Source organism: Flexivirga meconopsidis (assembly GCF_026162425.1).
Taxonomy (GTDB): Bacteria; Actinomycetota; Actinomycetes; order Actinomycetales; family Dermatophilaceae; genus Flexivirga; species Flexivirga meconopsidis.
On the sequence record NZ_JAOBQJ010000003.1, the window covers coordinates 312,850 to 339,169 of the forward strand.

Annotated in this window: 23 protein-coding genes; 8 read left to right on the top strand and 15 right to left on the bottom strand. The window is 68.5% G+C overall.

Going from position 1 to position 26,320, the window contains the following annotated elements:
- Window positions 1-32 precede the first annotated feature (32 nt).
- Both N2M23_RS11245 and N2M23_RS20990 read right to left on the bottom strand, forming a co-directional pair.
- Entirely contained in the window at window positions 33-2,273 is a 2,241-nt protein-coding gene (locus N2M23_RS11245; protein WP_279672152.1) for a HelD family protein, read from the bottom strand.
- Between the two features lie 141 nt (window positions 2,274-2,414).
- Window positions 2,415-3,434 (bottom strand): helix-turn-helix transcriptional regulator, encoded by a 1,020-nt coding sequence (locus N2M23_RS20990; protein ID WP_265445576.1) that lies wholly within the window; start codon window positions 3,432-3,434, stop codon window positions 2,415-2,417.
- 303 nt (window positions 3,435-3,737) lie between these two features.
- Between N2M23_RS20990 and purD the strand changes: the two genes are divergently transcribed.
- Window positions 3,738-5,009: a phosphoribosylamine--glycine ligase gene (gene purD, locus N2M23_RS11255; RefSeq protein ID WP_265445577.1), complete on the top strand. Its 1,272-nt coding sequence runs from the start codon at window positions 3,738-3,740 to the stop codon at window positions 5,007-5,009.
- An 86-nt stretch (window positions 5,010-5,095) separates the two neighbouring features.
- On the opposite strand, the gene N2M23_RS11260 is transcribed toward purD, so the two are convergent.
- Window positions 5,096-5,302: a CsbD family protein gene (locus N2M23_RS11260; protein WP_265445578.1), complete on the bottom strand. Its 207-nt coding sequence runs from the start codon at window positions 5,300-5,302 to the stop codon at window positions 5,096-5,098.
- Between the two features lie 114 nt (window positions 5,303-5,416).
- Between N2M23_RS11260 and N2M23_RS11265 the strand changes: the two genes are divergently transcribed.
- Entirely contained in the window at window positions 5,417-6,313 is an 897-nt protein-coding gene (locus tag N2M23_RS11265) for a phosphoribosylaminoimidazolesuccinocarboxamide synthase (RefSeq protein WP_265445580.1), read from the top strand.
- Here the strand turns inward: N2M23_RS11265 and N2M23_RS11270 are convergent, their stop codons facing one another.
- The 4 genes from N2M23_RS11270 to N2M23_RS11285 form a co-directional block, all read right to left on the bottom strand.
- Window positions 6,314-7,690, bottom strand: a complete 1,377-nt coding sequence (locus N2M23_RS11270) for an MFS transporter (protein WP_265445582.1) — start codon at window positions 7,688-7,690, stop codon at window positions 6,314-6,316.
- A 46-nt stretch (window positions 7,691-7,736) separates the two neighbouring features.
- On the bottom strand, window positions 7,737-11,612 hold the full coding sequence (gene purL / locus N2M23_RS11275; protein ID WP_265445584.1) for a phosphoribosylformylglycinamidine synthase: 3,876 nt from the start codon (window positions 11,610-11,612) through the stop codon (window positions 7,737-7,739).
- Between the two features lie 85 nt (window positions 11,613-11,697).
- Entirely contained in the window at window positions 11,698-12,117 is a 420-nt protein-coding gene (locus N2M23_RS11280; protein ID WP_265445586.1) for a PPOX class F420-dependent oxidoreductase, read from the bottom strand.
- Between the two features lie 23 nt (window positions 12,118-12,140).
- A complete protein-coding gene (locus N2M23_RS11285) occupies window positions 12,141-12,632 on the bottom strand; it encodes a winged helix-turn-helix domain-containing protein (RefSeq protein ID WP_265445588.1) in 492 nt (163 codons plus the stop codon).
- A gap of 57 nt (window positions 12,633-12,689) precedes the next feature.
- Between N2M23_RS11285 and N2M23_RS11290 the strand changes: the two genes are divergently transcribed.
- A complete protein-coding gene (locus N2M23_RS11290) occupies window positions 12,690-13,544 on the top strand; it encodes a S41 family peptidase (protein ID WP_265445589.1) in 855 nt (284 codons plus the stop codon).
- Here the strand turns inward: N2M23_RS11290 and N2M23_RS11295 are convergent.
- The 5 genes from N2M23_RS11295 to N2M23_RS11315 form a co-directional block, all read right to left on the bottom strand.
- The gene (locus tag N2M23_RS11295; protein ID WP_265445590.1) at window positions 13,534-14,370 is read right to left on the bottom strand and encodes an Fpg/Nei family DNA glycosylase; all 837 of its coding nucleotides are present in this window, start codon (window positions 14,368-14,370) and stop codon (window positions 13,534-13,536) included. The two genes, N2M23_RS11290 and N2M23_RS11295, sit on opposite strands and share 11 nt — an antisense overlap.
- Before the next feature lie 3 nt (window positions 14,371-14,373).
- Window positions 14,374-14,793: an aspartate 1-decarboxylase gene (panD, locus tag N2M23_RS11300; RefSeq protein ID WP_265445591.1), complete on the bottom strand. Its 420-nt coding sequence runs from the start codon at window positions 14,791-14,793 to the stop codon at window positions 14,374-14,376.
- 80 nt (window positions 14,794-14,873) lie between these two features.
- Complete coding sequence (locus tag N2M23_RS11305) at window positions 14,874-15,926, bottom strand: ABC transporter substrate-binding protein (protein WP_265445593.1); 1,053 nt, start codon at window positions 15,924-15,926, stop codon at window positions 14,874-14,876.
- Between the two features lie 31 nt (window positions 15,927-15,957).
- Window positions 15,958-16,851, bottom strand: coding sequence for an ABC transporter permease (locus N2M23_RS11310; protein ID WP_265445594.1), 894 nt, complete (start codon window positions 16,849-16,851; stop codon window positions 15,958-15,960).
- Entirely contained in the window at window positions 16,841-17,647 is an 807-nt protein-coding gene (locus tag N2M23_RS11315) for an ABC transporter ATP-binding protein (RefSeq protein WP_265445595.1), read from the bottom strand. Before N2M23_RS11315 ends, N2M23_RS11310 begins: the two co-directional genes overlap by 11 nt.
- Before the next feature lie 182 nt (window positions 17,648-17,829).
- On the opposite strand from N2M23_RS11315, the gene N2M23_RS11320 reads away from it, so the two are divergent.
- Window positions 17,830-19,464, top strand: a complete 1,635-nt coding sequence (locus N2M23_RS11320; RefSeq protein ID WP_265445597.1) for an ATP-binding protein — start codon at window positions 17,830-17,832, stop codon at window positions 19,462-19,464.
- Window positions 19,461-20,126 carry a response regulator gene (locus tag N2M23_RS11325; RefSeq protein ID WP_265445599.1) on the top strand — a complete coding sequence of 222 codons (666 nt, stop codon included), beginning with the start codon at window positions 19,461-19,463 and terminating at the stop codon, window positions 20,124-20,126. Before N2M23_RS11320 ends, N2M23_RS11325 begins: the two co-directional genes overlap by 4 nt.
- A 1-nt stretch (window position 20,127) precedes the next feature.
- Here the strand turns inward: N2M23_RS11325 and N2M23_RS11330 are convergent, their stop codons facing one another.
- Window positions 20,128-20,937: a spermidine synthase gene (locus N2M23_RS11330; protein WP_265445600.1), complete on the bottom strand. Its 810-nt coding sequence runs from the start codon at window positions 20,935-20,937 to the stop codon at window positions 20,128-20,130.
- Window positions 20,938-21,000: 63 nt separating this feature from the next.
- Here N2M23_RS11330 and N2M23_RS11335 point away from each other — a divergent pair, with 63 nt between their 5' ends.
- Both N2M23_RS11335 and N2M23_RS11340 read left to right on the top strand, forming a co-directional pair.
- Window positions 21,001-21,366, top strand: coding sequence for a sterol carrier family protein (locus N2M23_RS11335; RefSeq protein ID WP_265445602.1), 366 nt, complete (start codon window positions 21,001-21,003; stop codon window positions 21,364-21,366).
- 9 nt (window positions 21,367-21,375) lie between these two features.
- A complete protein-coding gene (locus N2M23_RS11340) occupies window positions 21,376-22,254 on the top strand; it encodes an LLM class flavin-dependent oxidoreductase (RefSeq protein WP_265445603.1) in 879 nt (292 codons plus the stop codon).
- On the opposite strand, the gene N2M23_RS11345 is transcribed toward N2M23_RS11340, so the two are convergent.
- Window positions 22,247-23,878, bottom strand: a complete 1,632-nt coding sequence (locus N2M23_RS11345) for a glycoside hydrolase family 10-like protein (RefSeq protein WP_265445604.1) — start codon at window positions 23,876-23,878, stop codon at window positions 22,247-22,249. The two genes, N2M23_RS11340 and N2M23_RS11345, sit on opposite strands and share 8 nt — an antisense overlap.
- A gap of 251 nt (window positions 23,879-24,129) precedes the next feature.
- Window positions 24,130-25,584: a hypothetical protein gene (locus N2M23_RS11350; RefSeq protein WP_265445605.1), complete on the bottom strand. Its 1,455-nt coding sequence runs from the start codon at window positions 25,582-25,584 to the stop codon at window positions 24,130-24,132.
- 404 nt (window positions 25,585-25,988) lie between these two features.
- Between N2M23_RS11350 and N2M23_RS11355 the strand changes: the two genes are divergently transcribed.
- Window positions 25,989-26,264 (top strand): hypothetical protein, encoded by a 276-nt coding sequence (locus tag N2M23_RS11355; RefSeq protein WP_265445606.1) that lies wholly within the window; start codon window positions 25,989-25,991, stop codon window positions 26,262-26,264.
- Window positions 26,265-26,320: the final 56 nt, after the last annotated feature.

The window sequence follows — 26,320 nt, forward strand, 5'->3', positions numbered from 1 at the left end:
GAGCGAAGCGGGGGAGGAACTTCGTGGGGTGCTCATGCGCGGTCGACCTCGACGACAGTCATCCGGTGCGCGGCGCGGGTGAGGGCGACATACAGCACCCGGACCCCACCGGGGGACTCGGCGACGATCGCGTCGGGGTCGACCACGACCGTCGCGTCGTGCTCCAGCCCCTTGGTGGACATGGGGTCGGCGAGCACCACCCGGCCGGGCGCGACCCGCGGCACGTCAGCGAGCAGGTCGCGGTGGCTGTCGGGGGTGATCACCGCGATCGAACCGTCGACCTCGTCGAGCAGACTCTTGGCCGCACCGAGCACGGTGTCGCGCAGCGTGCCTGTGGTCGCGGTGAGTTCGATCGGCCGCACGCCGGTCTCGCGCACCGCCTGCGGGATGTCGGCGTCCGGGACGGAGCGACGGATCAGCTCGGCCGCGTAGTCGAAGATCTCACGTGCGTTGCGGTAGTTGGTGTCCATGTGGAACAGCTGGCGTGGCTTGCTGCCGAACGCTTCGTCACGGGCGGCCACCGACTCCGCGGGCAGCGGCCACGAGCTCTGCGCTGCGTCGCCGACGACCGTCCACGACGCGTAGCGGCCGCGCCGGCCGAGCGACCGCCATTGCATGGGAGACAGATCCTGCGCCTCGTCGACCAGGACGTGCGCGTATTCGTCGGACCGGCCGATCCGGCCGGCGAGCAGGCGCTCGCGTCGATCCGTCGGCGTCACCTCGTAACCGACCTCGACTGCCGGAATCCGCTGTGCCGGTTGCAACTCGGCCACGCCGAGGTCGTCGAGCTCCTCGATCTCGTAGAAGCCGCGTTCCTCGCGGGGCTGCTCGGGTATGACGCCGAGTCGGGCGGTCAGGTCGTCGACCATCGCCACGTCGGCGACCGACCAGCTGCCCTCGTCGAGCGCGACCTGCATCGACCGACGCAACTCGTCACGCTCCGCGGCGGCAAGGATGCCGTCGGTGTAGTGACGCACCCGTTCCTCGTCGGTGAACCAGAGCAGCACCTCGCGCGGGTCGATCGGGCGCCACCAGTCGCGCATGAACGCCTCGACCTCGAGGTGGTCGGTGAACCGGTCGACGAATTCCGACTTCTCGCCCTTCTCGCCGCTTCGCACCTGTGCCCAAGCGGCGTCGGCGAGCGCTGCGGTTGCCGCCTCGGTGGCAGCGTTGTGCTGGTGGTGACGCAGCACCTGGCGACGGAGCTGGCGCAACTGCGGGGCGTCGATCCGGATCGGGTGACCCGCGACCATCGCGCGGAATTGCGTCGGTGCCTCGGGCGGCAGATCCCGCGCTGCCCGGGACAGCACCCGCCGGATCCGCAGCGACCCCTTGATCTCTGCGGCGGCCGGGGTGTCGAGACGCGTTGCCGTCATACCGTCGACCAGGTCACCGAGCGAGCGCAGCGTCACGCTGTCTTCGCCGAGGGACGGCAGCACCCGCTCGATGTATGCCGTGTAGGCCGCGGACGGTCCGACGACCAGGATGCCGCCGGATTCGTAACGGCGGCGGTCGGAGTAGAGCAGGTAGGCCGCGCGGTGCAGCGCGACCACGGTCTTGCCGGTGCCCGGGCCGCCGGTGATCTCGGTGACGCCGCGGCTGGAGGCCCGGATCGCCTCGTCCTGGTGGGCCTGGATGGTGGCGACGATGTCACGCATCTGGCCGCCGCGGGAGCGGGTCAAGGCCGCCATCAACGCGCCGTCGCCGACCACGACCATGCCCTCGGGTGCCTCGGGCACCATCAGGTCGTCCTCGACGCCGAGCACCGTGGAGTCGCGGCAGCGCAGGACCCGGCGCCGGACCACGCCGTCGGGGTGGACGGGGGTGGCCCGGTAGAACGGCGAGGCGGCGGGCGCTCGCCAGTCGATGACCAGCGGCTCGTACTCGTCGTCACGCACGCCGATGCGGCCGATGTAGCGCACCTCGGCGGTGCTGCCGTCAGCGGCGGGCTTGTCGTGCTCTAGGTCGAGCCGGCCGAAAACCAGCCCTTCATATTGTGTTTCGAGCGCCTGCCGTCGGCGCCCCGCGTTGAAGACCAGAGCGTCGCGCTCGAAGAGGCCGGTGATCTCCTCCTCCCGCGCCTCGCCGGTGCGGTCGGTGCGTCCTCGTGCCAGCCCCTCCGCTTCGACGAGTGCCGCCCGGTCGCCCGCCTTGGCCAACTCGGCGTAGACCTTGTCGACATACCCCTGCTCGGCCGCGATCTCCGCGACGACAGCAGGCGGCACGGCAGGTGCGCCGGCGCGGTCACTGGTAACGCTCAATGGATCCCCCAAGCTGAAAAGGGTCGGCACTGCTCGCTTGTGCCCTACCCGGCGTTGACGACCGGTGCACCGGTCAGGGTGCAAGCGAACGCCAAAGTCTAGTCGGCGGGGGCAACACGGGTTCGGTGATGTCCGCCACTCGGCCGAGCTTGCTCAGATGAGTCCTTGCCGGGCGGCCAGCACGCCTGCCTGAAAACGCGTGGTGGCGTTCACCCGGTCCATGATCACCCGCACCCGCCGCTCGACGGTGCGCGAGGAAATGCCGATCTGCCGGGAGATGGCCGCATCCGAGACGCCGTTGGCCATCAGCCGCAGAATGCGCCGGTCTCGCGAATCCAGCATGTCTCGCTCGGAGGCAGGGTCGTCGGCCGGTCGCCACGGGACGCCGAGCCGCCAGGCGAACTCCAGGCAGTCGCGCACCACGTCGCCACCGTTGGCGAAGTTCATCAAGACGCCGACGGGCGTGCCGCCGCGGTCTTTCAGGTCGATCATCGCCAGGCCGCGGTCATTGACGGCCCCGGTGAATGGCATCCCCGCGGTGAGCCGGATCTCGTCGCCGGCCGACGCCCGCGCGTGCATGATCTCGCTGGCGTTGTCGTCGGTCATCAGCGCCGGATCGATGTCGAGCCGGACGTGCAGTGGCTCGCCCTGGCTGTTCAGGAACGGTGTGGTCGAGATGGCACGCGGAGCGTCGAGAAGGTAGCGGCTGAGCGGGGAGTCGGTGCGACTGGACAGCACCCAGGATTGCGCGGTCGACGTCACCTGATGCAGCGCCTGGGTCACCTCGACCAGTGACGTCAGCGGCAGAATGCCGACATCTGGATTGAGTCGCCGCTCGGATTGGGTGCGTACATAGACCCGCGACATCGCCTGTGTCGTGGCTCGCACGAGTCGCGCACGGTCCTCCAAGGCAGCCGCGTAGGCCGGCATCGCTACCTCGGGCGGCACGACATACCAACTCTCCTCGTCCACCGCCTGGATCATCCCGCGTTGCATCAGGATGGGTAGCTGCTCGTCGAGCTGATCCTGCGGAAATCCTTGCGAACGAAGGCCTTCCGCGGTCGGGTGGGAGCTTTGGAGTAGAGCCAGATAGAGCGACGCCGTCTCGTCGTCATTGGCGTTGATGGAGGTGGCATCAGCGGTGGCTGTCCGTCTCCGGTTGCGGTGCGGCACGTTGGCTTCCAATCGGTTCTCGGTGTCAGAAACCGTATGGCGAACCCCCGATTCCCATGCCGGCTTGGCGGGTTTCCGACAAAGACGCTAGTCCGACACCGCCGGATTAACAACAACCCAGCTGGACATGTCATAGTTGATTCAACGACCCAGCTGGGTCGTGCGAGCGTGGCAGTGTCGCCGAGTCCCCCTCCGGCCGACCCCATCGCTCGTGGTGGGTCCCTCCCGAGAGACCTCCCCCCTGACTTTCGGGAGGGATCCACCCTCAACTTCTCTCCCGCATGCCCCGTAGGCTCCATGCTCGTGAGAGCACTCGTGATCGGGTCCGGAGCCCGGGAACACGCAATTGTCCACGGCCTGCTCGCCGATTCGTCCGTCACGGCCGTGGCGGCGGCGCCCGGCAACCCGGGGATCGCCGCCGAGGCCGAGTGCCTGCCGCTCGGGGACGTCAGCGATCGTGCGGCGGTCGTTGAGGTCGCGCGCGGGTTCGCCGCCGACCTGGTGATCGTCGGGCCGGAGGCGCCGCTGGTCGCCGGTGTTTCCGACGCACTGCGCGAGGCGGGCTTCACCGCCTTCGGGCCATCCGGGCAGGCGGCGCAGTTGGAGGGCAGCAAGGCCTTTGCCAAGGACGTGATGGCGGCCGCCGATGTGCCGACTGCCCGCAGCTACGTCGCGACCGATCCGGACGAGGCGCGTGAGGCGTTGGACGCCACCGGCGCGCCATACGTCGTGAAGGATGACGGGCTTGCCGCCGGTAAGGGTGTTGTGGTCACCGAATCCGTAGACGAGGCAATGAAACACGCGCTTTCGTGTTTTGCATCGGGTGGGAGCGTGGTTGTCGAGGAATACCTCGACGGGCCGGAGGTGTCGATCTTCTGCGTCACCGACGGCGAGGTGATCGTGCCGCTGGCGCCGTCGCAGGACTTCAAACGCATCGGAGACGGTGACGAGGGGCCGAACACCGGTGGCATGGGTGCCTATTCGCCGTTGCCCTGGGCGCCCGAGGGCCTGGTCGACGAGGTGGTGCGTCGCATCGCACAGCCGACGATCGACGAAATGCGCCGCCGCGGAACGCCTTTCGCGGGGGTCCTCTACGTCGGGCTGGCGCTGACGAGTGCGGGGCCGCGGGTGATCGAGTTCAACGCGCGCTTCGGTGACCCGGAGACGCAGGTCGTGCTGGCCCGGTTGCAGACCCCGCTGGGTGCGCTGCTGCACGCCGCGGCCTCCGGCGAACTGGACCAGCAGCCCCCACTCGTATGGCGGGACGACTCCGCGGTCACGGTCGTCGTGGCGAGCGAGGGCTATCCGCAGACTCCCCGCACCGGCGACGAGATCACCGGCGTGCCCGAGACGGCGGACGATCGTTATGTGTTGCACGCGGGCACGGCCCGCGACGCCGACGGGACGCTCGTCTCCGCCGGCGGCCGGGTGCTGTCGGCAGTGGGCGTCGGCGTCGACCTGGCTGCGGCGCGAGCTGCGGCATACGGATTGGTGGACGGGATCGGGCTGCGCGGCTCGCAGCATCGCCGCGACATTGCGCAGGCCGCCGCCGAGGGCGGCGTCGCCGTGCCCTGAGGCTGCGTGCACGAGAACGGCAAAGCGGCTGGCTCCCCGGTGTGGGGAGCCAGCCGCTTTGCTAAGGCAGTGACCTCGAAAGAGGGTCAGCTCAGGCCGTCCTTGGTGTCGTTGAAGGCACCCTTGACGTCGCCGTCCTTGAGGTTTTCGCCGGCCTGCTTGAAGTTGGCGTTGGACTGAGTGGCCTCACCCTCGGCCTGCTTCTGCTCGTTGCCGGTCGCCTTGCCGACGGCCTCCTGCGCCTTGCCCTTGGCTTCCTCGGCCATGTTGCTCAGGTTGTCCTTGAGACCCATGTCGTCCACTCCTCACTCTTGGGGGCGAATGTTCCTGACAATTATGGACAATACGACACCGATAGCGCTTCACCCCAAGGGGTGCTGTTGCGTTGCTGCTGGAACACTGGCCGCATGACGAGCCCGATCGAACTGCCCGGTTTCGCCCACGTCTACTCCGGCAAGGTGCGCGATCTCTACGCCCCGCTGGACGCCGCCGGAGCACCCCGTGACGACCAGGTGCTGCTGGTCGCCTCCGACCGGATGTCCGCCTACGACTTCGTGCTCCGCACCCCGATCCCGGACAAGGGCAAGGTGCTGACCCAGCTGTCGCTGTGGTGGTTCGAGCAGCTCGCGCCGTTGGTGCCCAATCAGGTGATCACCACCGATGTGCCGGCGGCGGTCGCCGGTCGCGCGGTGCTGGTCGAGCGGCTCGACATGGTGCCGGTCGAGTGCGTGGCTCGCGCCTACCTCACCGGCAACGGACTGGCCGAATATGAAGCGGACGGAACCGTTTCCGGGCTGAAGCTGCCGGCCGGACTCGTGGACGGCTCGCGGATCGACCCGCCGGTCTTCACGCCGTCGACGAAGGCGCCGATGGGAGAGCACGACGAGCCGATGCCGTATGCCGACGTCGAGGCCGCGGTCGGAGCCGACCGGGCTGCTCAGCTGCGCGATCTCACCGTGCGGATCCTGGTGCGGGCCAACGAGATTGCCGCGCCGAAGGGGGTGCTGATCGCCGACACGAAGGTGGAGTACGGCGTGCGCCCGGACGGCGAGCTGGTGCTGGCTGACGAGGTGCTGACCCCCGACTCCTCACGCTTCTGGCCAGCGGCGGACTGGCAGCCCGGGCGCCGGCAGGCGTCATACGACAAGCAATTCGTGCGTGACTGGCTCACCTCGCCGGCCAGTGGCTGGGACCGCGCCTCCGGAGAGGAGCCGCCGGCGCTGCCCGACGACGTTGTCGAGCGCACCCGGGCGAAGTATGTCGAGGCCTACGAGACGATCACCGGGAGCACCTTCGAGGCCTGATCAGACGGCGTCCGCTGAGCGGCCGGTGCTGCGGTGGCCGAGGACGCTCACCTCGATCATCAGCAGCACCATTGCGGCTGCGACGACGGCGAACACCGGGCCGCTGCCGTGGCCATCGAGCACCGGCAGCAGGATGAACGGCAGGAACGCCGTGACCAGCTTCGACAGCGAATACGCAATGCCCGCAGCGGTGCCGCGGATCGCCGTCGGGTAGGAGTCGGCGAGGTAGACGTGGTAGGCGTTGGAGAAGAGGTTGGACGCCACGCTGTAGAGGAAGCCGGCCAGGATGATCTGCGTGCGGCCGTCGGCGAGCCCGAACCAGAGACCGAACGCCGCCATGAGACCGGCGGTGGAGACCACCAGCACCTTGCGCTCGACGCGCTCCACGATCGGCACCGCCAGGATCGAGCCGAGCGGGTAACCGAGGTAGGACAGGGCCACGAACAGCAGGGAACTGGTGACGCTGTAGCCCTTGGCGACCAGTGCGAGGGGTGCGACCGTGCCGAAACCGTAGTAGCCGAAGACCTCGAGGGCCGACATCAGCCAGAGCATCACGCTGCGCTTGGTGTAGGGCGGCCGGAACAGCGACCGGATCGAGATCTGCTGTGCGCGAGGGGGTTTCAGGGTCGGATCCGGCTCAGTCAGCTGATGACCCTCCGCGATCGCCTGCTGCTCGAAGCGGGTCGTGATCGCGTCGGCCTCCTCGGTGCGACCCTGGGTCTCCAGCCAGCGTGGCGACTCCGGCAGGCCGCGACGGACGAACCAGACGACGACCGATCCGATCGAGCCGATCACGAACAGGTAGCGCCAGCCGTCGATGCCCAAGGGTTGCAACGGAGTCAGCCACCGGGCGAGGAAACCGACCGCCGGCACCCCGAGGAACGAGACCGTATAGGCCCAGGAGATGAGCCGACCGCGGGCGTTCTTCGGCAGGATGTCGGACAGGTAGGAGTCGCCAAGTGCGTATTCGGCGCCGATGCCGATGCCGGCGAAGAAGCGGGTGACGACCAGGAACGTGGCGTTGGGGCTGAACGCGCCGAGCAGCGAAAACGTCGAGTAGAAAAGCAGATTGACCATGAAGGCCGAGCGCCGGCCGACCCGGTCGGCGAAGCGGCCCATCAGGATCGCGCCGAGGAACTGGCCGATGAACGCCGACGCCAGCAGCCACTTGAGCTGGTCGCCTCCGAGGTCGAACTGGTTCTTCAGCACCACCGAGATGGTGCCGGCCAGGAAGTTCTCATAGGCGTCGAAGAACAACCCGAGTCCGATGACTCCCGTCGCCACCCAGTGGAGGCGGGTGACCGGGAGCCGGTCCAGGCGGGCGGAGATCGACGGCACTGCAGTGCTGCTGGGCTGCTCGGGGTGCTGGATAGACACCCGAAGCAGCGTAGCGAGCGATGGCGCCGCGTGCGCCCGATGTGAGCTAGTCGACGTGGGCGCGCGCGTTGCGGAACATCCGCAGCCACGGGCTCGGGTCCTGGGCCGGACCGTCTGTCCAGGACACCTGGATGTTGCGCTGCACCCGCTCCGGGTGCGGCATCATCGCGGTGAACCGACCATCGGGCGTGGTGACCGCGGTCAGACCGTCGGGGGAACCGTTCGGATTGGCCGGGTAGGTAGACGCTGGAGCACCGGAGGCATCGACGAAACGCATTGCCCGGTGCACAGTTTCGAGGTTGCCGCGGACGGAGAAGTCCGCCCGTCCCTCGCCGTGCGCGACCGCGATCGGCAGCAGACTCCCCGTCATACCGGAGAAGAAGAGTGAGGGTGAGTCGAGCACTTCGACCTGGCTGAGGCGTGCTTCGTACTGCTCGGACAGGTTGCGGGTGAAGCGCGGCCACGCGTCGGTGCCGGGGATGAGCTCGGCGAGTGCGGCGAACATCTGACAGCCGTTGCAGATGCCGAGACCGAAGGTGTCCGGCCGGTGGAAGAAACCGCCGAAGACGTCCCGCAGCCGCTCGTTGAACAACACCGAGCGGGCCCACCCCTCACCGGCGCCGAGCGTGTCGCCGTAGGAGAAGCCGCCGCAGGCGACCAGGCCGGCGACGTCGGTGAGGTCGTGGCGACCGGCCTGCAGGTCGGTCATGTGCACGTCGACGGCCTCGAAACCCGCGCGGTGGAAGGCGAATGCGGTCTCCACGTGGGAGTTGACGCCCTGCTCGCGCAGGATCGCGACCCTGGGCTTCGCGCCCAGATTGAGGTAGGGCGCGGCGACGTCCTCCGTCGGGTCGAAGCTGGGGCGCACGTTCAGCCCGGGTGACGGCGCGCCGACCGACGAGTGCTCCTGGTCCGCGCATTCCGGGTTGTCGCGGAGCGCGCTGATGCGCCAGGACACTTCGTCCCAGGCCTGTGCGAGGTCGCGAGTGGGCTCGCTGAGCGCGACCTGGCCGTCGATGGCGACGGTCACGGTCGCGTCGGTGGTGGGTCGGCCGAGGAAGTGCGCGAGCTCGGTGAGCCCGGCGTCCTCGATCGCCTGCTCGACGTCAGCCCGCCGGGCGAGGGGCACCTCCAGAACGGCGCCGAGCTCCTCGGTGAGCAGCGACTCGACCGATGGCAGGTCGACGCTGACGCCGCAGCCGCCGGCGAAGGCCAGCTCGGCGAGGGTCGCCCAGAGGCCGCCGTCCGAACGGTCGTGGTATGCGCAGATCAGCCCCTCGGCCCGCAGTCGCGCGACGAGCCGGACGAGCGCGAGCAAGCGCTCCGGGTCGTCCAGATCGGCTGGGGCGCCGCCGAATTCGCCGTGAACCTGGGCTGCGATCGAACCGCCGAGGCGGTGTTTGCCGGCGCCGAGGTCGACGAGCAGCAGCTCGGTGTCGGCGTCCGGGTGCAGTTGCGGCGTCAGCGTGCCACGCACGTCTGGCAACGACGCGAAGGCAGTCACCACGAGCGAGACCGGGGAGCGGACCTCGCGGGCGTCGCCGTCGGCCTCCCAGCGGGTGCTCATCGACAGGCTGTCCTTACCGACCGGCACGCTCACGCCGAGGGCGGGGCACAACTCCATCGCGACTGCGTGCACGGTGTCGTAAAGCGCCGCGTCCTCACCAGGGCGACCGGCTGCGGCCATCCAGTTGCACGACAACTTCACCCCGTCGAGCGTGGCAATCGGTGCCGCGATCAGGTTGGTGATCGACTCACCGACGGCCATGCGACCGGAGGCCGGGGCGTCGACGGCGGCGATCGGGGTGCGCTCACCGGAGGTCATCGCCTGCCCGGCGAATCCGCTCAGGTCGGAGAGGGTTACGGCCACATCGGCGACCGGCACCTGCCAGGGGCCTACCATCTGGTCGCGGTGCGTGAGGCCACCGACCGTGCGGTCGGCGATCGTGATCAGGAAGCGCTTGCTCGCCACCGTCGGGTGCCGCAGGACGGCGTAGGCGAGCTCGCGCAGGTCGACGTCGGCGAGGTCGAGGGCGTCGCTGGAATGCGGCAGGCGGGCCGCGTCGCGGGTCATCCGCGGCGGTTTGCCGAGCAACACCTCCATCGGCATGTCGATCGGGGTGTCCGAGACGCCGGCCTCGTCGACGATCAGCAGGCCGTCGTCCGACGCGGTGCCGATCACTGCGAAGGGGCAGCGTTCACGCTCGGCCAGCCGCGCGAATTCCTCGAGCGAATCCGGAGCAATCGCAAGCACATAACGCTCCTGCGACTCGTTGCACCAGATCTCCTTCGGCGAGAGACCGCGCTCCTCGAGCGGGACCGCGTCGAGGTGGAAGCGCGCACCGAGGCCGGCGTCGTCGACAAGCTCGGGGAAGGCGTTGGACAGGCCACCCGCGCCGACGTCGTGGATCGCCAGGATCGGGTTGTTCTCGCCGAGCGACCAGCAGTGGTTGATCACCTCCTGCGCCCGGCGTTCGATCTCCGGGTTGCCGCGCTGCACCGAGTCGAAGTCGAGGTCGGCAGCATTGTCACCGGACGCCATCGACGAGGCGGCGCCGCCGCCCATGCCGATGCGCATGCCGGGACCGCCGAGCTGCACCAGGAGCGACCCGCTTGGGAACCGGACCTTCTCGGTCTGGCTCGCGCTGATCGCACCGAGACCGCCGGCGCTCATGATCGGTTTGTGGTAGCCGCGGCGGATGCCGTCGACGGTCTGCTCGTAGACCCGGAAGAACCCGCCCAGCCCCGGCCGCCCGAACTCGTTGTTGAAGGCGGCGGCACCGATCGGTCCGTCGAGCATGATGTCGAGTGGGGTGGCGATGTGCTCCGGTGCGCCGTATCGCTCGATCTCCCAGGGCTCTTCGGTGTCCGGCAGGTGCAGGTTGGAGACGACGAAGCCGGTCAGTCCGGCCTTCGGCTGTGAGCCACGACCGGTCGCGCCCTCGTCGCGGATCTCGCCGCCTGCACCGGTCGCCGCCCCCGCGAAGGGTGAGATCGCCGTCGGGTGGTTGTGCGTCTCGACCTTCATCAGCACGTGCACGTCGTCGGCGCGTTCGACGTACTTGCTTGGTGCGTCAGGGGATTCGGGGATCCACCGGGTGATCGTGCCGCCCTGCATGATCGACGCGTTGTCCTTGTAGGCCACGATCGTGCCGGCACCGGCCACTTCCTCGGTGTGCCGGATCATCCCGAACAGCGACGCAGTCTGCGGCTGCCCGTCGACGATGAAATCGGCGTTGAAGATCTTGTGCCGGCAGTGCTCGGAGTTGGCCTGTGCGAACATCATCAGCTCGACGTCGCTGGGGTTGCGCTGCAGCCCGGTGAACGAGTCGACCAGGTAGTCGATCTCATCGTCGGACAGGGCGAGCCCGAGCTGGGCGTTCGCACTCTCGAGCGCGTCGCGCCCGCCGCCGAGCACGTCGATGCGCTCCATCGGCCCGGCATCTGGCTCGTCGAAAAGGGTGGTCGCCTGCTCGCGCGAGTCGAGCACGCTCTGCGTCATACGGTCGTGCAGGAGTGCGGCAACAGCAGTGCGCTCATCGTCGGTGAGCGGCCCGGTCTGCAGGGCGAACTCGGTGACCCGCTCGACCCGGTGGATGTCGAAGCCACAGCTGTGCGCGATGTCGGTCGCCTTGGACGCCCACGGGGAGACGGTGCCGACGCGGGGGCTGACGACGATCGTCTCGGTGTCGCCGCTGACCGGCTGGTATGCCGGGCCGTAGGTCAGCAGCTCGGCGAGCTGCTGCTCGGCGCGGTCGTCCAGCGGCTGGTCGGTGGCGACCAGGTGCACGAACCGTCCCGACACGCCGGTGATCTGCGGGGCGACGGCCTGCAGCCGGGTGAGCAGCGCTGCTGCGCGGAAGGGTGAGAGGGCGGCGCCGCCGTCGAAGGTGGTGAGCGACAGGCCGTGGGTCGGCGTCATGGGTGTGCGGGCTCCAAGGCTCTAGCCGGTATGACGCTCCAGGGTATCGAGGCGCCCGGCGCCGTCGGCACGCGAGCCTTGGCCGTCAGCGAGCGGAGCCGTAGATGCGGTCGACGTGCAGGTGCAGCGGCACGCGCCGGTCGGCGACCATCGCCGCGCGGTAGTCGTCCCAGTCGGGGTGTTCGCCGTTCACCGCGCGGTAGATGGAGATGAGCTCCTCCACGCTGGCGTCGTCGGGCGTCTGCGCCACGGGCAGCAGCGTCGCCGTGGCGTCGACGGCGGCGTAGGACCAGCCGCCCTTCCCGTTGACCAGCAAGGTCGCCCGGGGGTCGCGGCGCAGATTGGCGGTTTTGGCCCGTCCGTCGGTGATCGAGACCCGGATCAGGTCGCGCTCCGGGTCGTAGGTACAGCTCACGTTGGACAGCTGCGGGCGTCCGTCCCGCCGGATTGTCGCGAGCGTGGCGAGGTGGCTGGCTGCGATGAGGTCCTGTAGCGCATCGGTCATCGGGACTCCTTTGGTATGACGAATCAGTCGCGGCGGTAGACGCCGACGAGCACTGCGTAATCGGGTGCGCCGGGCGGCGCTTCGGGTAGCTCGTCGACGAGTTGGTCGAGATACGCCGCGAGGTGCTCGGCCTGCTCATGAGTGAGCCGGACCCGGCGGCTGTTGAGCAGGTGGTTGTTGTCGTGCGGGATCTCCTCGGCCATGGTCGCCAACATCGCGCGTGTCGCCGCGCCGTCGTCCCCGGGCGTGAACTCCAGTCGCCGCGCAACGGGCAGGAAGTACTGCTCGGTGCCGCCGCGGACGGTGCGGGTCGGTCCCTGCTGGACCAGGCCCGCATCCAGCAGCACCCGCAGGTGGTGGGAAACGTTGCCCTTATTGGTTTTTGCCAACCTCGAGAGCTGGCTGATGGTTGCGCCCTCGACCGGCAGGGCGCGTAACAGCCGATGACGGAGTGGGTGCTCGAGGGCGCGGCGCTGCGCCGGGCTGTCGACGACCAGGCATTCGGGCAGTTTCACCCGATCAAGCGTCAAGAGTTGTTGGCATCGTGTCAACGGTTCGGCTGGACTTGGCGCATGGCAGCGAATGATGACCGGATCATCGACGAACTGCGCACCGCGGTCCGCGACAACTATGTCTTTGCCGACCGCGGAAATGCGATAGCCGACGCCTTCCAGCCGGACGGTATGCCAACGCAGGATCCGGCCGGTTTCGCCGAGACAGCAACGGCCCGGCTGCGTGAGCTGAGTTCGGACCTGCACCTGCGCGTGCGGCATCGCCCGGAGGGAGCCATGGATAGCTTCGGCGAAGAGGCGTATCGCGACCTCTACCGTCGCGAGGCGATCGCGAACGCCGGTGGGGTCTGGCGTGTTACGCGCCTCGGAGACGGCATTGGGCTGCTCGAGGTGGCACCGTACCTGTCGCCGATGCCGATGGCTCAGCCCTATCTCGACGCCGCGTTCGGGCTGCTCGCCGGCGTCGAGCGGCTGGTGATCGACCTGCGCGAAGGTCGTGGCGGTACGCCGGAGTCGGTGGCCTACCTGTGTGGCTTCCTGCTCGGTGCCGAGCCGGTGCATCTGCAGGACATCGTGCAGCGCGACGGGAGCGCGCAGCAGTTCTGGACCAACCCGACGCAACGCCGGTTGCCTGACGATGTGCCGGTCGCCGTGCTGACCAGCGGGACCACCTTCTCCGGCTGCGAAGAGATTGCCTACAACCTGCAATCGCAAGGCAGGGCAACGGTCTTCGGCGAAGTCACCGGCGGAGGCGCCCACCCGGTGGAAGTCTTCCGGCTGACCGACGTGCTCGAGGCGACGGTGCCGGTCGCGCGCTCGGTGAATGCGGTCACCGGGACCAACTGGGAGGGGACTGGCGTCATACCCGATGTCGAGTGTCCGGCGAGCGAGGCGCTCGATCGGGTCAGGGAATGACCTTGCGACGACGGGACCGCGGCTGACAATGCTTGCACCAGAAGAGGTTTCGCCCGGCGAGCTCCTTCACCGACACCGTCGTGCCACAGACCAGACACGGCAGGCCGGCGCGACGATAGACGTAGACCTCGCCACCATGTTTGTCCACTCGCGGATCACGGCCCATCGCCTCTGGGGTGTGCTCGGGGTAGACGGTGTCGATCCGCCCGTCGCGGACGCCGAGTGGCATCAGCTCGGTCAGGTCGTCCCATAGAGCGTCGAATTCGCTTCTGCGCAGGTACTTCCCGGACATCATCGGGTCGATGCGGTGCCGAAAAAGTGTCTCGGCGCGGTAGATGTTGCCGACCCCGGCAAAGATCTTCTGGTCCATCATCAACACCGCGATCGGCGTGCTGGACCGGTGGATCCGCGCCCAGGCGACCTCGGGGTCGGCGTCGGCCCGCAGCGGGTCGGGGCCGAGCTTGCTGATGATCTCTGCGATGTCGTCGGGTGAGCGCAGCTGGCAGACGTTGGGTCCGCGCAGCTCCATCGTCACGTCCGGGCTGTATGCCGTCAGGCGCCACCGGGCGTTCTCGGTCGGCGGCTCGGCTTCGGGAAAGAAGAAGAACTTGCCAATCAATCCGAGGTGGATGTGCACCTGATCGGGCACCTCGGCGAACCTCAGGAACATGTGCTTGCCGAACGCCTCGGCAGCCTCCAACTCGCGACCGTCGAGCAGCGCAGCCTCGGTGAACTTGCCCTGCGGGCTGGTGGAATGCACTGCGCGGTGCCCGAATTCGCGGTTCAGCTCACCGGCGATGCGGTGCGTGACGTGGCCCTCCGGCATACCTCAGGCCGATGCCGGGTGGCGTGGGTCCTTGAGGCCGCTGTCCTCCGGGGCCGATGCGGGGTCGTGCCCGCAGTCGAGCGCCTTGTTGTGCTCGTCGACGAAGACGACGTTGCCGGTGAAGCCGCGTGCCTCGTCGTCGTCGACCTGGCCGTAACCGATGATGATGACCAGGTCGCCCACGTTGATCAGGTGGGCGGCCGCCCCGTTGATGCCGATGATCCCGCTGCCGGCGTCGCCGGTGATGACGTAGGTGGTCAGGCGGTTGCCGTTGGTGATGTCGACGACGTCGACCTGCTCGCCCTCGAGCAGATCCGCATCTTGCATGAGCAGCGCGTCGATGGTGATCGAACCGACGTAGTGCAGGTCGGCCTGCGTCACCGTCGCGCGGTGGATCTTGGACTTCATCATCGTCCGGAGCATGGCCCGATCGTAGTCGCGGCGGCCGCGCCATACCGCTTCGGTCGGGTATGGCGCGGGTCGCGATCGCCGGGAGGGCGTGCCTACTTGGCGTTCTTGGCGAACTCCGTGCTGTAGGTCTTGGTGATGTCGATGGTGTCCTTCTTCGGCTTGACCGAGGGGGAGAAGGAGCCGAGGACCTCCAGGGCGTTCTTGGCGCCGGCCTCGTCGATCACGCCGGTGTCGTTGAACATCCCCTTGGAGTCGGTCAGCGCCTTGGCGTAGAGGCTCGGGTCGCTGCCCTTGTAGTCGGTCGGCATCTTGGCCGCGATCTGCGACGCGTCGTGGGTCTTGATCCACTTCAGCGTCTTGACGAACGCGTTGGCGAGCTTCTGGACGGTCTGCGGGTTCTGCTTCACGTAGTCGCAGGACATGTAGAGCGAGCTGGCCGGGTAGAGGCCGCCGAGCGCCTTCTTGGTGCCGGCCTCGGTGCGCATGTCGAGCAGGATCTTGCCTTCGCCGGTCTTGGTCAGTTGCGCGACGGTCGGGTCGGTGGTCATGCCGGCGTTGATGCCGCCGGACTTCATCGACGCGATGAACGTCGCGTCCGCGCCCGCCTTGACCGTTGTGTACTCCGTGCTGCTGATGCCCGCATTGCCGGTGAGGTACTGCGTGAGGAAGTCGGTCGAGCTGCCCTGGCTGGTGACCCCGAGCTTCTTGCCCTTGAAGTCCTTGACCGAGGTGATCGACGCCGCGTCCTTCTTGGAGACCACCTCGACCTCGCCGGGCACGTTGGCGAACTGTACGACGCTCTCCAGGCACTTGCCCTTGGACTGCATGTCGATGGTGTGGTCGTAGAAGCCGACGACACCCTGCGCCTTGTTCGCGACCAGCGCGGTCTCGGCGGTGACGCCCGCAGGGGTGTCGACGAGCTCCACATTGAGGCCCTGGTCCTTGAAGTAGCCGAGCTGCTGGGTCAGCGCGGCAGGCAGGTAGATCACCTTGCTCATGCCGCCGACCATGATCTGGACCTTGTCGCTCGAGCCGCCACCGCTGGCGGCGCTCGCCTTGTTGTCCTTCTTGGTGGCGCACCCTCCGAGGGCGAGGACTCCCGCCATACCGAGGGCGGCGGCGCCGGCAATTCGCTTGTGCATCATGGGTTTTCCTGACTTTCGTGAAGGGAAGGGGTCAGACCGCGACGGTCTCGGACTGCGACGGGGGACGCCACTTGAGCAGACGCCGCTCGACATACCCGAGGACGAGCTCGGCGATCAGTGCCAGGACGGTGCTGATGACCATGCCGGCGTAGATCGCGGCCGAGTCGAATGCGGCCAGCCCGGTCGAGATGAGCAGGCCGACGCCCTTGGTGGAGCCGGCGAACTCACCGACGATCGCGCCGATCAGCGCAAAACCGAACGCGGTGTGCAGCGACGCGAGGATCCAGGAGGTCGCGCTGGGCACGACGATCGAGCGGAGCACCTGGAAGCGGCTCGCGCCGAGGATGCGGGCGTTGTTGACCAGGTTGCGGTCGACCTCGCGGGCGCCCTGGAAGGCGTTGAAGAACACCGGGAAGAACACCAGCACGGTGGCGGTGGCGATCTTGGACTCCATGCCGAGACCGAACCAGATGATGAAGATCGCCGAGAGCACGATGCGGGGCACGGCGTTGGCCGCCTGGATGAACGGCGCAAGCACCTCCGACAGCAGCCGGGCCCGGCCGAGCAGGATGCCGAGGACGACGCCGGCGACCGAGCCGATGACGAATCCGTAGACCGCCTCCTGCAGGGTCACCGCGATCTGCTCCCAGATCGAGCCCTGCGCGGTGCCGTCGGTGAACCAGGTGACGAGCTTGTCCCAGATCAGGCTGGGCTTGGAGTAGAAGAACGGGTCGAACCAGAGGTTGACCGAGATCTCCCAGAACGCCAGCACCGCGACCAGCAGCGCGATGCGCAGCGTGTAGACGAGGGTCTTGTGTTTGCGCAGCTGTGCGCGAGGGTCCTTCTTGGCGAGCGGCGTCGCCATCCGGCCGTCTGCGGCAGCGGCCTCCTCGGTCCCAGGTGCGTTGAGAGTGCTATGCGACACGGGCGGCTCCTTGCTTGCGTGCTGTCTCGACCTCGGAGGACAGCGATTGCCAGACCTTGGAATAGGTTTCGATGAATTCGGGGGTGAGCCGCAGTTCCTCGACGTTGCGCGGGCGCGGCAGGTTGATCCGGAAGTCGTCCTTGATCCGGGCCGGGCTGGCGGTCATCACCACGACTCGGTCGGCCAGTGCGATGGCCTCCTCGAGGTCGTGGGTGACGAAGATGACCGCGGTGCCGGTGCCCGACCAGAGGTCGAGCAGCTCGTTCTGCATGAGGGCCCGGGTCTGCACGTCGAGCGCGGAGAACGGCTCGTCCATCAACAGGATGCGCGGCTCGTTGACCAGTGTCTGGGCGAGCGCGACGCGCTTGCGCATGCCGCCGGACAGCTGGTGCATGTAGGACTTCTCGAAGCCGCCGAGGCCGACGCGGGTGATCCAGTCCTGGGCGCGGTCGTGCGCCTCCGACTTGGAGACACCCCGCCAGATCGGACCGGCGGCGACGTTGGCGATCACGTTGCGCCAGGGGAGCATCGCGTCGGCCTGGAACATGTAGCCGACCCCGTCCGGGATGCCGCGGACCGGCGATCCGGCGACGTCGACCGTGCCCTCGGACGGCGGCTCGAGGCCGGAGACGAGCGACAGGGTCGTCGACTTGCCGCAGCCGGTCGGGCCGACGACCGCGACGAATTCGCCTTCGCCCACGGTCATCGAGATGTCCGATACGGCGGTGTGGGTGCCGCCGTCGGCCTTGAGGAATCGTTTGGTCGCGTGTGACAGCTCGACGAGCGGTGGTGTCATCGCGGCCCCCTTCCGTTTTCTTGTGATCGCAGTCACATCGTTCGGTTCGGGGCTGGACGTTAGGGGCAGGCGGGTATGGCGCGGCAGTCTTGCTCGCGTTGCTGCGTTTTCGCGCGCTCGGCGCGTTTTGCGCATTTTGCATTCTGGCGTTGTGAGACGGATCACGGTCTAAGGTGACCGCCATGATTCGCGCCCTTCGACGCGATCAGCAGGCGCGCCGAGTGCCCTTCACCCGCCAGATGGTCTTGCTGCAGGTTGCCGTCGTCGCGGCGCTCGGACTCGGCAGTCTGCTGGTCGCCGGCTTCTTCCTGCGCAGCACGCTGTCGACGCAGTACGAGCAGCGGGCGCTCGCGGTTGCCCGCGCGGTGGCGTCCGACCCGGGCCTGGCCGACGCGGTCGCCGGGGAGGATCAGCCACGGGTGCAGGAGATGGCCATGGCGCAGCAGAAGTCGACGCGCGCGCTCTTCGTGGTGGTGACCGACGACCGTGGCATCCGTCTGGCGCATCCCGACACCGACGAAATCGGCAAGATGGTCAGCACCAATCCCGACGAGGCGCTCGCCGGCCGCGAGAACACCTCGATCGATCGCGGGACGCTTGGTTTGTCGGCGCGCGGGAAGGTGCCGTTGCGCGACGACTCCGGCCGGATCGTCGGCGAGGTCAGTGTCGGGTTCGCGGCCAGCGAGGTCGGCCACGCGCTGCGCAGTGCGCTGTTCGTCACCGTCCCGTGGACCTTGCTCGCATTGTTGATCGCGGTCGCCCTCACCACCATGCTCGGTCGCCGGCTCAAGCGGCTGACGCTGGGCCTGGAGCCGTCAGAGGTGGCCGACCTCGTGCGGGAACGCGAGGCGGTGCTGCACGGCATCAGCGAAGGTGTGCTCGCCGTCGACACGGAACGTCGCGTGACGATGTGCAACGCGGAGGCAAAACGGTTGCTGGACAAGCAGATCGAGGTCGGGATGCCGCTGGACGACCTTGATCTGCCAGCCGGACTGTCCCGGGCGCTGTCGATGCCGGCGGACGGCGCATCCGATCTGGTCACCGCCGTCTCGGGCAGTCGGGTGCTGGTGGCGGGGCACCGGCCCGTCCGGCTGGAGGACGGCACCGACCTCGGCGCGGTGCTCACCGTGCAGGACCGCACCGAGCTCGAACAGCTCACCAGCGAACTCGCCGCAGTGCGCAATCTGACCGGCGCATTGCGCGCGCAGCGGCATGAATTCGCCAACCGGATGCACACCGTGATGGGTCTGCTCCACACCCGCGCGATCGAAGACGCCATCGAATACCTCAGTGACAGTGCGAAGTTCGCGACGACCGACCAATCGGAGAATTCTTCGGCGGTGCAGTCCAACACGATTCGCGCGTTCTTCGCCGGCAAGCAGTCGTACGCCGCCGAAGCCGGTGTGCGCCTGATCCTGTCGGAAGAGACGTGGGTGCCGCGCAAGCTGGTGGCGCCGGTCGAGGTGATCACCGTCCTGGGGAATCTGGTGGACAACGCAATCGAGGCGGCCCGCACCTCGGCTGCCCGGCCGGCGGTCGTCGAGGTCGATCTGCTTGCCGACGATCGCACGCTGGTGTTGTCGGTCGCCAACACCGGTGACGGCATCAGTGAGGAAAGAGCCGCGTCGATCTTCGTGGAGGGCTACAGCTCCCGCGGGACCGGTCGCGGGATGGGTCTGGCGATCTCACGCCGGACCGCTGAGGCGCTCGGGGGCGAGCTGCGGCTGACCGCACGTGGCGGAGACAACGGTGAGACGGTGTTCGTCGCGCACCTGCCCGGTGTGCTGGCGGACGAGGACTTCCGGGAGGATCAGTGAGGAAGGTGCTGGTCGTCGACGACGACTTCCGCGTGGCGGGGGTGCACGCTTCGTATGCCGATTCGGTGGAGGGGCTCGAGGTTGCCGCGGTGGCACACACCGCGGTCGCGGCATTGGACGCGGCAGCCGAATTGCGGCCCGATCTGGTGCTTTTGGACAACTACCTGCCGGATCGGCCGGGCCTGGAGGTGTGTGCCGAACTCGCGTCGACGGCGTGCGACGTCATCATGATCACCGCGGACTCCTCGGCGGACACGGTGCGCGCTGCGTTGTCGGCGGGCGCGCTCAACTACGTGGTCAAGCCTTTCCCGGCCGATCAGTTGATTCGTCGGTTGAAGGCGTGGCAGCGCTATCGCGGGAGAGTTGACCGCGGCCTGCTCGACCAGGATCAGATCGACACCGCCCTGCGGTCGCTGCACGAAGGAGATCGCCCGCAGACCCCGAAGGGTCAGTCGTCCGTCACCGCGTCCCTCGTCCGGGACGCGTTGGAAGGTGCGGCTGGTCCGACGACCGCTGCGGAGTTGGGTAGTGAGTTGGGGATTGCGCGCGCTACAGCGCAGCGTTACCTGGCGGCGTTGGTCGACGAAGGAGTGGCGACCATGCGATTGCGGTATGGCGGCACCGGCCGACCTGAGCACGAATACGTCTGGAAGAAGGACTGATTCAGCGAACTCGCCACGTGCCCGGGTCGGGGGGTGCGGGCGACGGCTGGACGTCCGCATCGGTGAATGGTTTGGCGGTGCCGCGCAGCGCTGCGGCGGATCGGGCCGCTGTCGGTGCCGCGAGGCGGGGCAGGCGACGCCGGACCTCGTCGAGCTCGATCGGCGAACCTGAGGCAAACACAACGTAGTTGCCGAACCGGCGTCCCTTCATCACCTCGGCGGTAGCGAGTACCACCGCGTGCGGGAAGGCGACGAGGATGGTGGCCAGCGCCCTCGCCAGGTGCCGTCTATCCGGCTCGTCGGCGAGGTTGAGCAGCGCGAGGCCGCCCGGCTTGAGGACGCGGGCGTAGTGGGCGATCGCGGTGGGGGACAACAGGTCCGCGGGGACGCGGCCTGCGTCATACGCATCGAGGACGAGGGTGTCAGCGGCATCGTCGTGGAGGGTGGAGAGCCCGGTTGCCCCGTCCTGCGGGCGGATTCGGATGCGGTGCCCGCGAGGGAGCGGGAGCTCCCGCCGCACGGCGTCGGTCAGGGCGACGTCGGGTTCGAGGACGATCTGCGTCGAGCCGGGACGAGTGTGCTGGATGTATCGCGCAAGGGTGAGCCCGGCACCGCCGATGTGAGTGGCCGAGATCGGCCCGGGCGCCAAGAGGTCGATCCCGATCGCGAGTTGGGCGACGTACTCGAAGACGAGCAGCTCCGGATCGGCCAGGTCGACGTGCGACTGGGGGTGGCCGTCGCGCAGCACGGTGACACCGCCGCGGTCGTCCGGGGCGAAGTCGAAGGTGTGGTCGGACGGGCCTGCGCTCACCCGATCAGGGTATGGCGTCGGTGCAGTGCTCATCGTTGGTGGCCTGCGGCAGAATGGTGCGACGTGGCCACCCGGAAGATCGATGCGGCGCAGGGACGGGAGGCGGTGCTCGCCTGGTGCGCCGACCCGGCGGTGGAGCGCGCGACCCTCGCGACCGCGGTGCGCTTCACGTTGCAAGAGCTTGCGCTCCAGGCGCCAGGGCGCAGCGTGGAGGTGCGAGTGCCGCCATACGGCGCGGTGCAGGTCATCGAGGGGCTGACTCATCGCCGCGGCACTCCACCGAACGTCGTCGAATTGCAGCCGAACTCGTGGATGCAGCTGGTCGTCGGTGACCTGACCTGGGCGGAGGCGGAGGCGACCGGTCGGGTGTCGGCGTCCGGCTCCCGGTCGGATCTGTCGGCATACCTGCCCTTGCTGGCCCGCCCGTAGGCTGGTCGGATGCGCGTCGGAATCACCATCCTGCCCGAATATCGCTGGGCTGAGGCCGCGCCGAAATGGCAGGCCGCCGAGCAGCTCGGCTTCGACCATGCCTGGACCTACGATCACCTCGTCTGGGGTGGTCTGCCGGACTCGCCGTGGTTTGGGACGACTCCGACCCTGACCGCGGCCGCGATGGTGACGTCAACCATTGGCATCGGCACGTTCGTCACCTCGCCGAACTTCCGGCACCCCGTGACCTTCTCGCGGGATGTGCTGGCCTTGGACGACATCTCGAATGGCCGCTTCCTGTGCGGCATGGGCACCGGTGGGGACCTCGATTCGACCCTGCTCGGCGACTCTTTCACGGTGCGCGAACGCACCGATCGATTTGCCGAGTTTGCCCGGCTGCTGGACCGGATTCTTCGCGAGGATCACGTGACTTACTCGGGAAAGTTCTTCTCCGCCAACGATGCTCGCAGCTTGCCAGGATGTGTGCAGCAACCGCGGGTGCCGTTCCTGATTGCGGCGAACGGGCCCAAGGGAATGAAGCTGGCGGCCGAAATCGGACAGGGTTGGGTCACCTACGGCAAACCGACCGGCACCGAGGACGAGTGGTGGCGGAGCCTCGCGGCGCTCGGTGAGCGGATGGATGCAGCGTTGGACGGCGCCGGGCGCGGAAACGACGCGAGCTTCCAGCGGCACCTCAACCTGGACCCGTTCCGCCGGTCGTCGTTCGAGAGCGTCGACCGGTTCGAGGACCTGGTGGGTCACGCGGGCGAGCTGGGCTTCACCGACGTGATCACCCACTGGCCGCGATCATCGAACCCTTACGAGGCGGCAGTAACGACGATGGAAGCCGTTGCGGCGGAAGTGCTTCCGCGACTGACGGTCAGTTGACGGCGACGCCGGCACTCTCGTTGCCGGCGCGGTCGACGGCGCTGACGACATAGGCGACCGGTGATGTCCCGGTGGGTGCCGGGTCGGTCCACGCGGCCGTCGCGCCGTCGCGGGGGATCACCGCGAGCAGGTCTGCGGCGTCGGCCAGGTTCTCGCTGGTTGCCCGAGCGTGCTTGTCCGACAATGGGATCCGATAGATCGCGAAATGTGCGGTGTCGGCCGAGCCGGCGCGCCAGCGCAGGGTCGCTCCGCCGGGCCCAGAGCGTTTCAGGGCCCGGATCGGCGCCGGCGGCTGTGACTTGAGCCAGGTGCTCGCCGGGAGTAGTGCGGGCCTGGTGTACCAGGTGCGGTTCAGGAGACTGGTGGCGCCGAGTGCGTCGGTGCGCACGGAGACCGCCGAGAAGTAAATGTTGCCCTGCACCTGCGGATAGCCGGTGTTGAACTGCAGGTGTGACGAAAGCTCCTGTGGATCAGACCAATTGGGGTCGGCGTTTGCGTTGACCTTGTAGGTCGCCTGGCCGATGTAGAGGTGCACCTGGCGGCCGGCCGTGGTCTTGGCCCACCAGTCGGTGACCTTGGCGTAGTCGGCGGCAGTGAACCCGATCGACCAGTAGACCTGCGGCGCGATGTAGTCGATGAGTTCGCGGTGCACCCAGTCGCGAGTGTCGGCGTAAAGGTCGTCGTAGGTCTGCGCGCCGGCCGTGGTGTCGGAGCCGCGCGGGTCCGTGGCTTTGTTGCGCCATACAGCAAACGGCGAAATGCCAAACTGGACAAGGGGTTTCGCGGACTTGATGCGCTGTCCGAGCTCGGTGATGAGACTTGTGATGTTGGAGCGGCGCCAGTCGGCGAGGGACTGGCCTGCGCCATACCGCGCATAGGATGCGTCATCCGGGAAGGGCTTGCCCGCGACAGGGTATGGATAGAAGTAGTCGTCGAAATGCACGGCGTCGATGTCGTAACGGCTGACCGCGTCCATGATCGCGTCCTCCACGAAGCGGCGGACCTCCGGCTCGCCAGGGTTGTAGTAGAGCTTGCCGCCGTAGGGGATCGCCCAGTCGGGGTGCCGACGGGCCGGGTGCGACGGGATGAGCGTCGCTGGGTCCTCGGTCATCGCAACCCGGAACGGGTTGAACCACGCGTGCAGTTCGAGGTTGCGTTTGTGCGCCTCAGCGACCGCGAAGGCGAGCGGGTCGTAGCCGGGGTCGGCCCCTTGCTTGCCGGTGAGCCAGGCCGACCACGGTTCGTAGGGCGACGGCCACAGCGCGTCGGCCGTCGGGCGCACCTGCAGCATGACGGCGTTGTGCCGCTGCTGCACGGCCAGTTCGAGCCAGTCGATCAGCTCCGCCTGCTGTTGCGCCGCGGGCAGGCCGGGCTTCGAGGGCCAGTCGATGTTGGCGACGACCGACACCCACATCGCGCGAAGTTCGTGCTTCGGCGTCGTCGGCTGGGTCGGGAATTGGCCTGGACGAGGTTGCGGCACAAGGTAATTGCGACCGGGGCCGCCTGCCGCTTCGGCGGGGGCCGGATCCAGTGCGAGGGCGAGCGGGGCGGCTGCCAAGCCGAAGAGGACCGCGCGTCGGGCTGGCTGCCCGGCCGGGTGTCGGATCGACTGGTCGGTGGTCATCGGTGGCTCCTTGGTCGGGTATGCCGACTCTGCCACCGTCCGCCGGCCGCGTGGGGTTATTTACGGTGCTGAAGTCTTCCCGGAAAGAACTAACCCGGGGCGTCGGTGCATTTTTCTGACGACGGTCGTGGGGAGAGTGCGAGACCGGGGTGTGCGTGTGCATTTTTCCGCCGACGGTCGTGGGGAGAGTGCGAGTCCGGGGTGTGCGGGTGCACTTTTCCGCCGACGGTCGTGGGGAGAGTGGCGGGCGGTCAGCCCTTCGCGTCCGGGTTCTCGAACTCTTCCAGCGGCAGAGGCGGGGTGTCCCAATCGTCGCGTGGTTTGGCTGCGGGCGCGGGCTTTTCGGTCGGGGCAGGCGGCGCCTTCGCGGTCGCTTCTTCGTCGGCCGGCTCAGCCGCCGGCGCGGACTCGGGAGCCGCGGGCCGGTCTTGAGCGGGGGCCGATGCTGCGGCAGCGGGCGCGGGGTCGTCCAGCGGTGGTGGCGGGGTGTCCCAGTCGTCACCGGCGCCGGAAGCCGAGGCGCCAGGGGCGGGAGCGGGCTTCTCGGCTTCGGCGGGGACCACGGCCGTTTTCGCCTCGGGCGCCGGTCCCCGCTCCGGGGTCTCCGGCTCGGCGGTGGAGGCGGTCTGCGCAGGTGCCGACTCATCGAGTGCGGGCGGCGGGGTGTCCCAGTCGTCGCCGGAGCCTGAGGCAGCAGGAGCCGCAGATGCAGCGGGTGCAGGGGTGGATTCGGCGTTCGAGATTGCTGCGGTTGGTTCGGCCGGTTTCGTTGCGGGTGTTTGTTCGTCGAGTGCGGGCGGCGGGGTGTCCCAGTCGTCGCCGGAGCCGGAGGTCGACGTTGCAGGGGCGGCCGGTGCGGGAGCGGCCGGTGCGGGGGTGGATTCGGGCTTCGACGTTGCCGACGCGGGCGCATCGTCCAGGGGCGGCGGGGGAGCATCCCAGTCGTCGCCGGTGGAAGCCGCGGGTGCGGCGGGCTCGGCCTTGGTGGCCGGCTTGGAGTCGTCCAGTGCGGGCGGGGGAGCGTCCCAGTCGTCGCCGGGGCTGGCCGAGGGGGCCTGGGCGGGCTCGGTCGTGGTGGCCGGCTTGGCATTGTCCAGTGCCGGCGGCGGCGCATCCCAGTCGTCGCCGGTGGAAGCCGCGGGTGCGGCGGGCTCGCTCGTGGCGGCCGGCTTGGCATTGTCCAGTGCCGGCGGCGGCGCATCCCAGTCGTCAGCGGCGGGGGTGGCCGGTGTGCTCGCGGGCTCGCTCTTGGCGGCGGGTGCGGAGCCGTCGAGCGAAGGCGGCGGCGCATCCCAGTCGTCTGCGGCGGGGGTGGCCGGTGTGCTCGCGGGCTCGCTCTTGGCGGCGGGTGCGGAGTCGTCGAGCGAAGGAGGCGGCGCATCCCAGTCGTCAGCGGCTGGTGCGGCAGGTTCCTCGCTCTTGTCTGCCGGTGCCGAGGCCGCCGGTTTCGCGGCTGCCGCACCGGCACCCGCGGCTGCGGCAGTGCCGGCTGCCGCCATACCAGCGCCGACCGCGGCAGCTTCCTTGGTCGACTTGGCATCCGCCTGCTCGATTTCCTCGGTGGCAGCCTCATCGGCGGCGCTGATCTTGTGCTTGCCGGTCACGCCGTGGATGCCGACCGACCCTCCCTTCTGCGGGTCGCGCAGGAAGAGCCAGAGCGCGACCGCGAGCACCACGATCACGATCGCCAGAATGAGCCAGGGCATGTCGATCACCTTCAAGCAGGAGCGGGCATGTGAACCTGAGGGTTCACCCTAGTCGGCGCCGGGAGCCCGCGGCGGGGACCCTACTGACGAGTAGGCGGTGCAGAAGTCGAAACGGTTGCGGGATGTGCACGCGGGTTGGGTCGGGGGCGTGCGTAAGTCGAAACGGTTGCGGGATGTGCACGCGGGTTGGGTCGGGGGCGTGCATAACTCGAAACGGTTGCGGGATGTGCACGCGGGTTGGGTCGGGGGCGTGCATAACTCGAAACGGTTGCGGGATATGCACGCGGGTTGGGTCGGGGGCGTGCATAACTCGAAACGGTTGCGGGATGTGCACGCGAATACGCGCGGCCCCTCCTCCCGCCCGCGTGGCGCAGCGGGCGAGACCGCGGGTTACCGTGGAAGGCGTGCCAGAACCTGTCGAACCCACCGAATCGGCGACGACCGACGCTCCCGCGGTGACGCGGCGGCGGGTGCGTACGCCGAATTTCGGTGCGTTCATCATCACCGGCGCGGTCATCGGCCTCATCGCGGGCGTCATCCTCGGCGGCAGCGGCCCGAATCAGGCGGACTACGCCGGTCGCACCAGCGTTGCGCTACTCGGCGGTGTGGGCGCTGCCCTCGGGGCGCTGACCGGCGCGATTGCGGGGCTGCTCCTGGAGTGGTTGCTGAACCGCGATTGATCCGCGCGGCCCCCGTCGTACGACGTGGGTTCGGCGTGCCGGCGCCCGGCGTGTCA

Bases quoted from the DNA above. Each gene is read 5' to 3' on its own strand.
- N2M23_RS11260 (WP_265445578.1), bottom strand. From the start codon at position 5,302: ATGGGTCTCAAGGACAACCTGAGCAACATGGCCGAGGAAGCCAAGGGC.
- N2M23_RS11265 (WP_265445580.1), top strand. From the start codon at position 5,417: ATGACGAGCCCGATCGAACTGCCCGGTTTCGCCCACGTCTACTCCGGC.
- purL (WP_265445584.1), bottom strand. From the start codon at position 11,612: ATGACGCCGACCCACGGCCTGTCGCTCACCACCTTCGACGGCGGCGCC.
- N2M23_RS11280 (WP_265445586.1), bottom strand. From the start codon at position 12,117: ATGACCGATGCGCTACAGGACCTCATCGCAGCCAGCCACCTCGCCACG.
- N2M23_RS11290 (WP_265445589.1), top strand. From the start codon at position 12,690: ATGGCAGCGAATGATGACCGGATCATCGACGAACTGCGCACCGCGGTC.
- N2M23_RS11295 (WP_265445590.1), bottom strand. From the start codon at position 14,370: ATGCCGGAGGGCCACGTCACGCACCGCATCGCCGGTGAGCTGAACCGC.
- panD (WP_265445591.1), bottom strand. From the start codon at position 14,793: ATGCTCCGGACGATGATGAAGTCCAAGATCCACCGCGCGACGGTGACG.
- N2M23_RS11305 (WP_265445593.1), bottom strand. From the start codon at position 15,926: ATGATGCACAAGCGAATTGCCGGCGCCGCCGCCCTCGGTATGGCGGGA.
- N2M23_RS11315 (WP_265445595.1), bottom strand. From the start codon at position 17,647: ATGACACCACCGCTCGTCGAGCTGTCACACGCGACCAAACGATTCCTC.
- N2M23_RS11320 (WP_265445597.1), top strand. From the start codon at position 17,830: ATGATTCGCGCCCTTCGACGCGATCAGCAGGCGCGCCGAGTGCCCTTC.
- N2M23_RS11340 (WP_265445603.1), top strand. From the start codon at position 21,376: ATGCGCGTCGGAATCACCATCCTGCCCGAATATCGCTGGGCTGAGGCC.
- N2M23_RS11345 (WP_265445604.1), bottom strand. From the start codon at position 23,878: ATGACCACCGACCAGTCGATCCGACACCCGGCCGGGCAGCCAGCCCGA.
- N2M23_RS11350 (WP_265445605.1), bottom strand. From the start codon at position 25,584: ATGCCCTGGCTCATTCTGGCGATCGTGATCGTGGTGCTCGCGGTCGCG.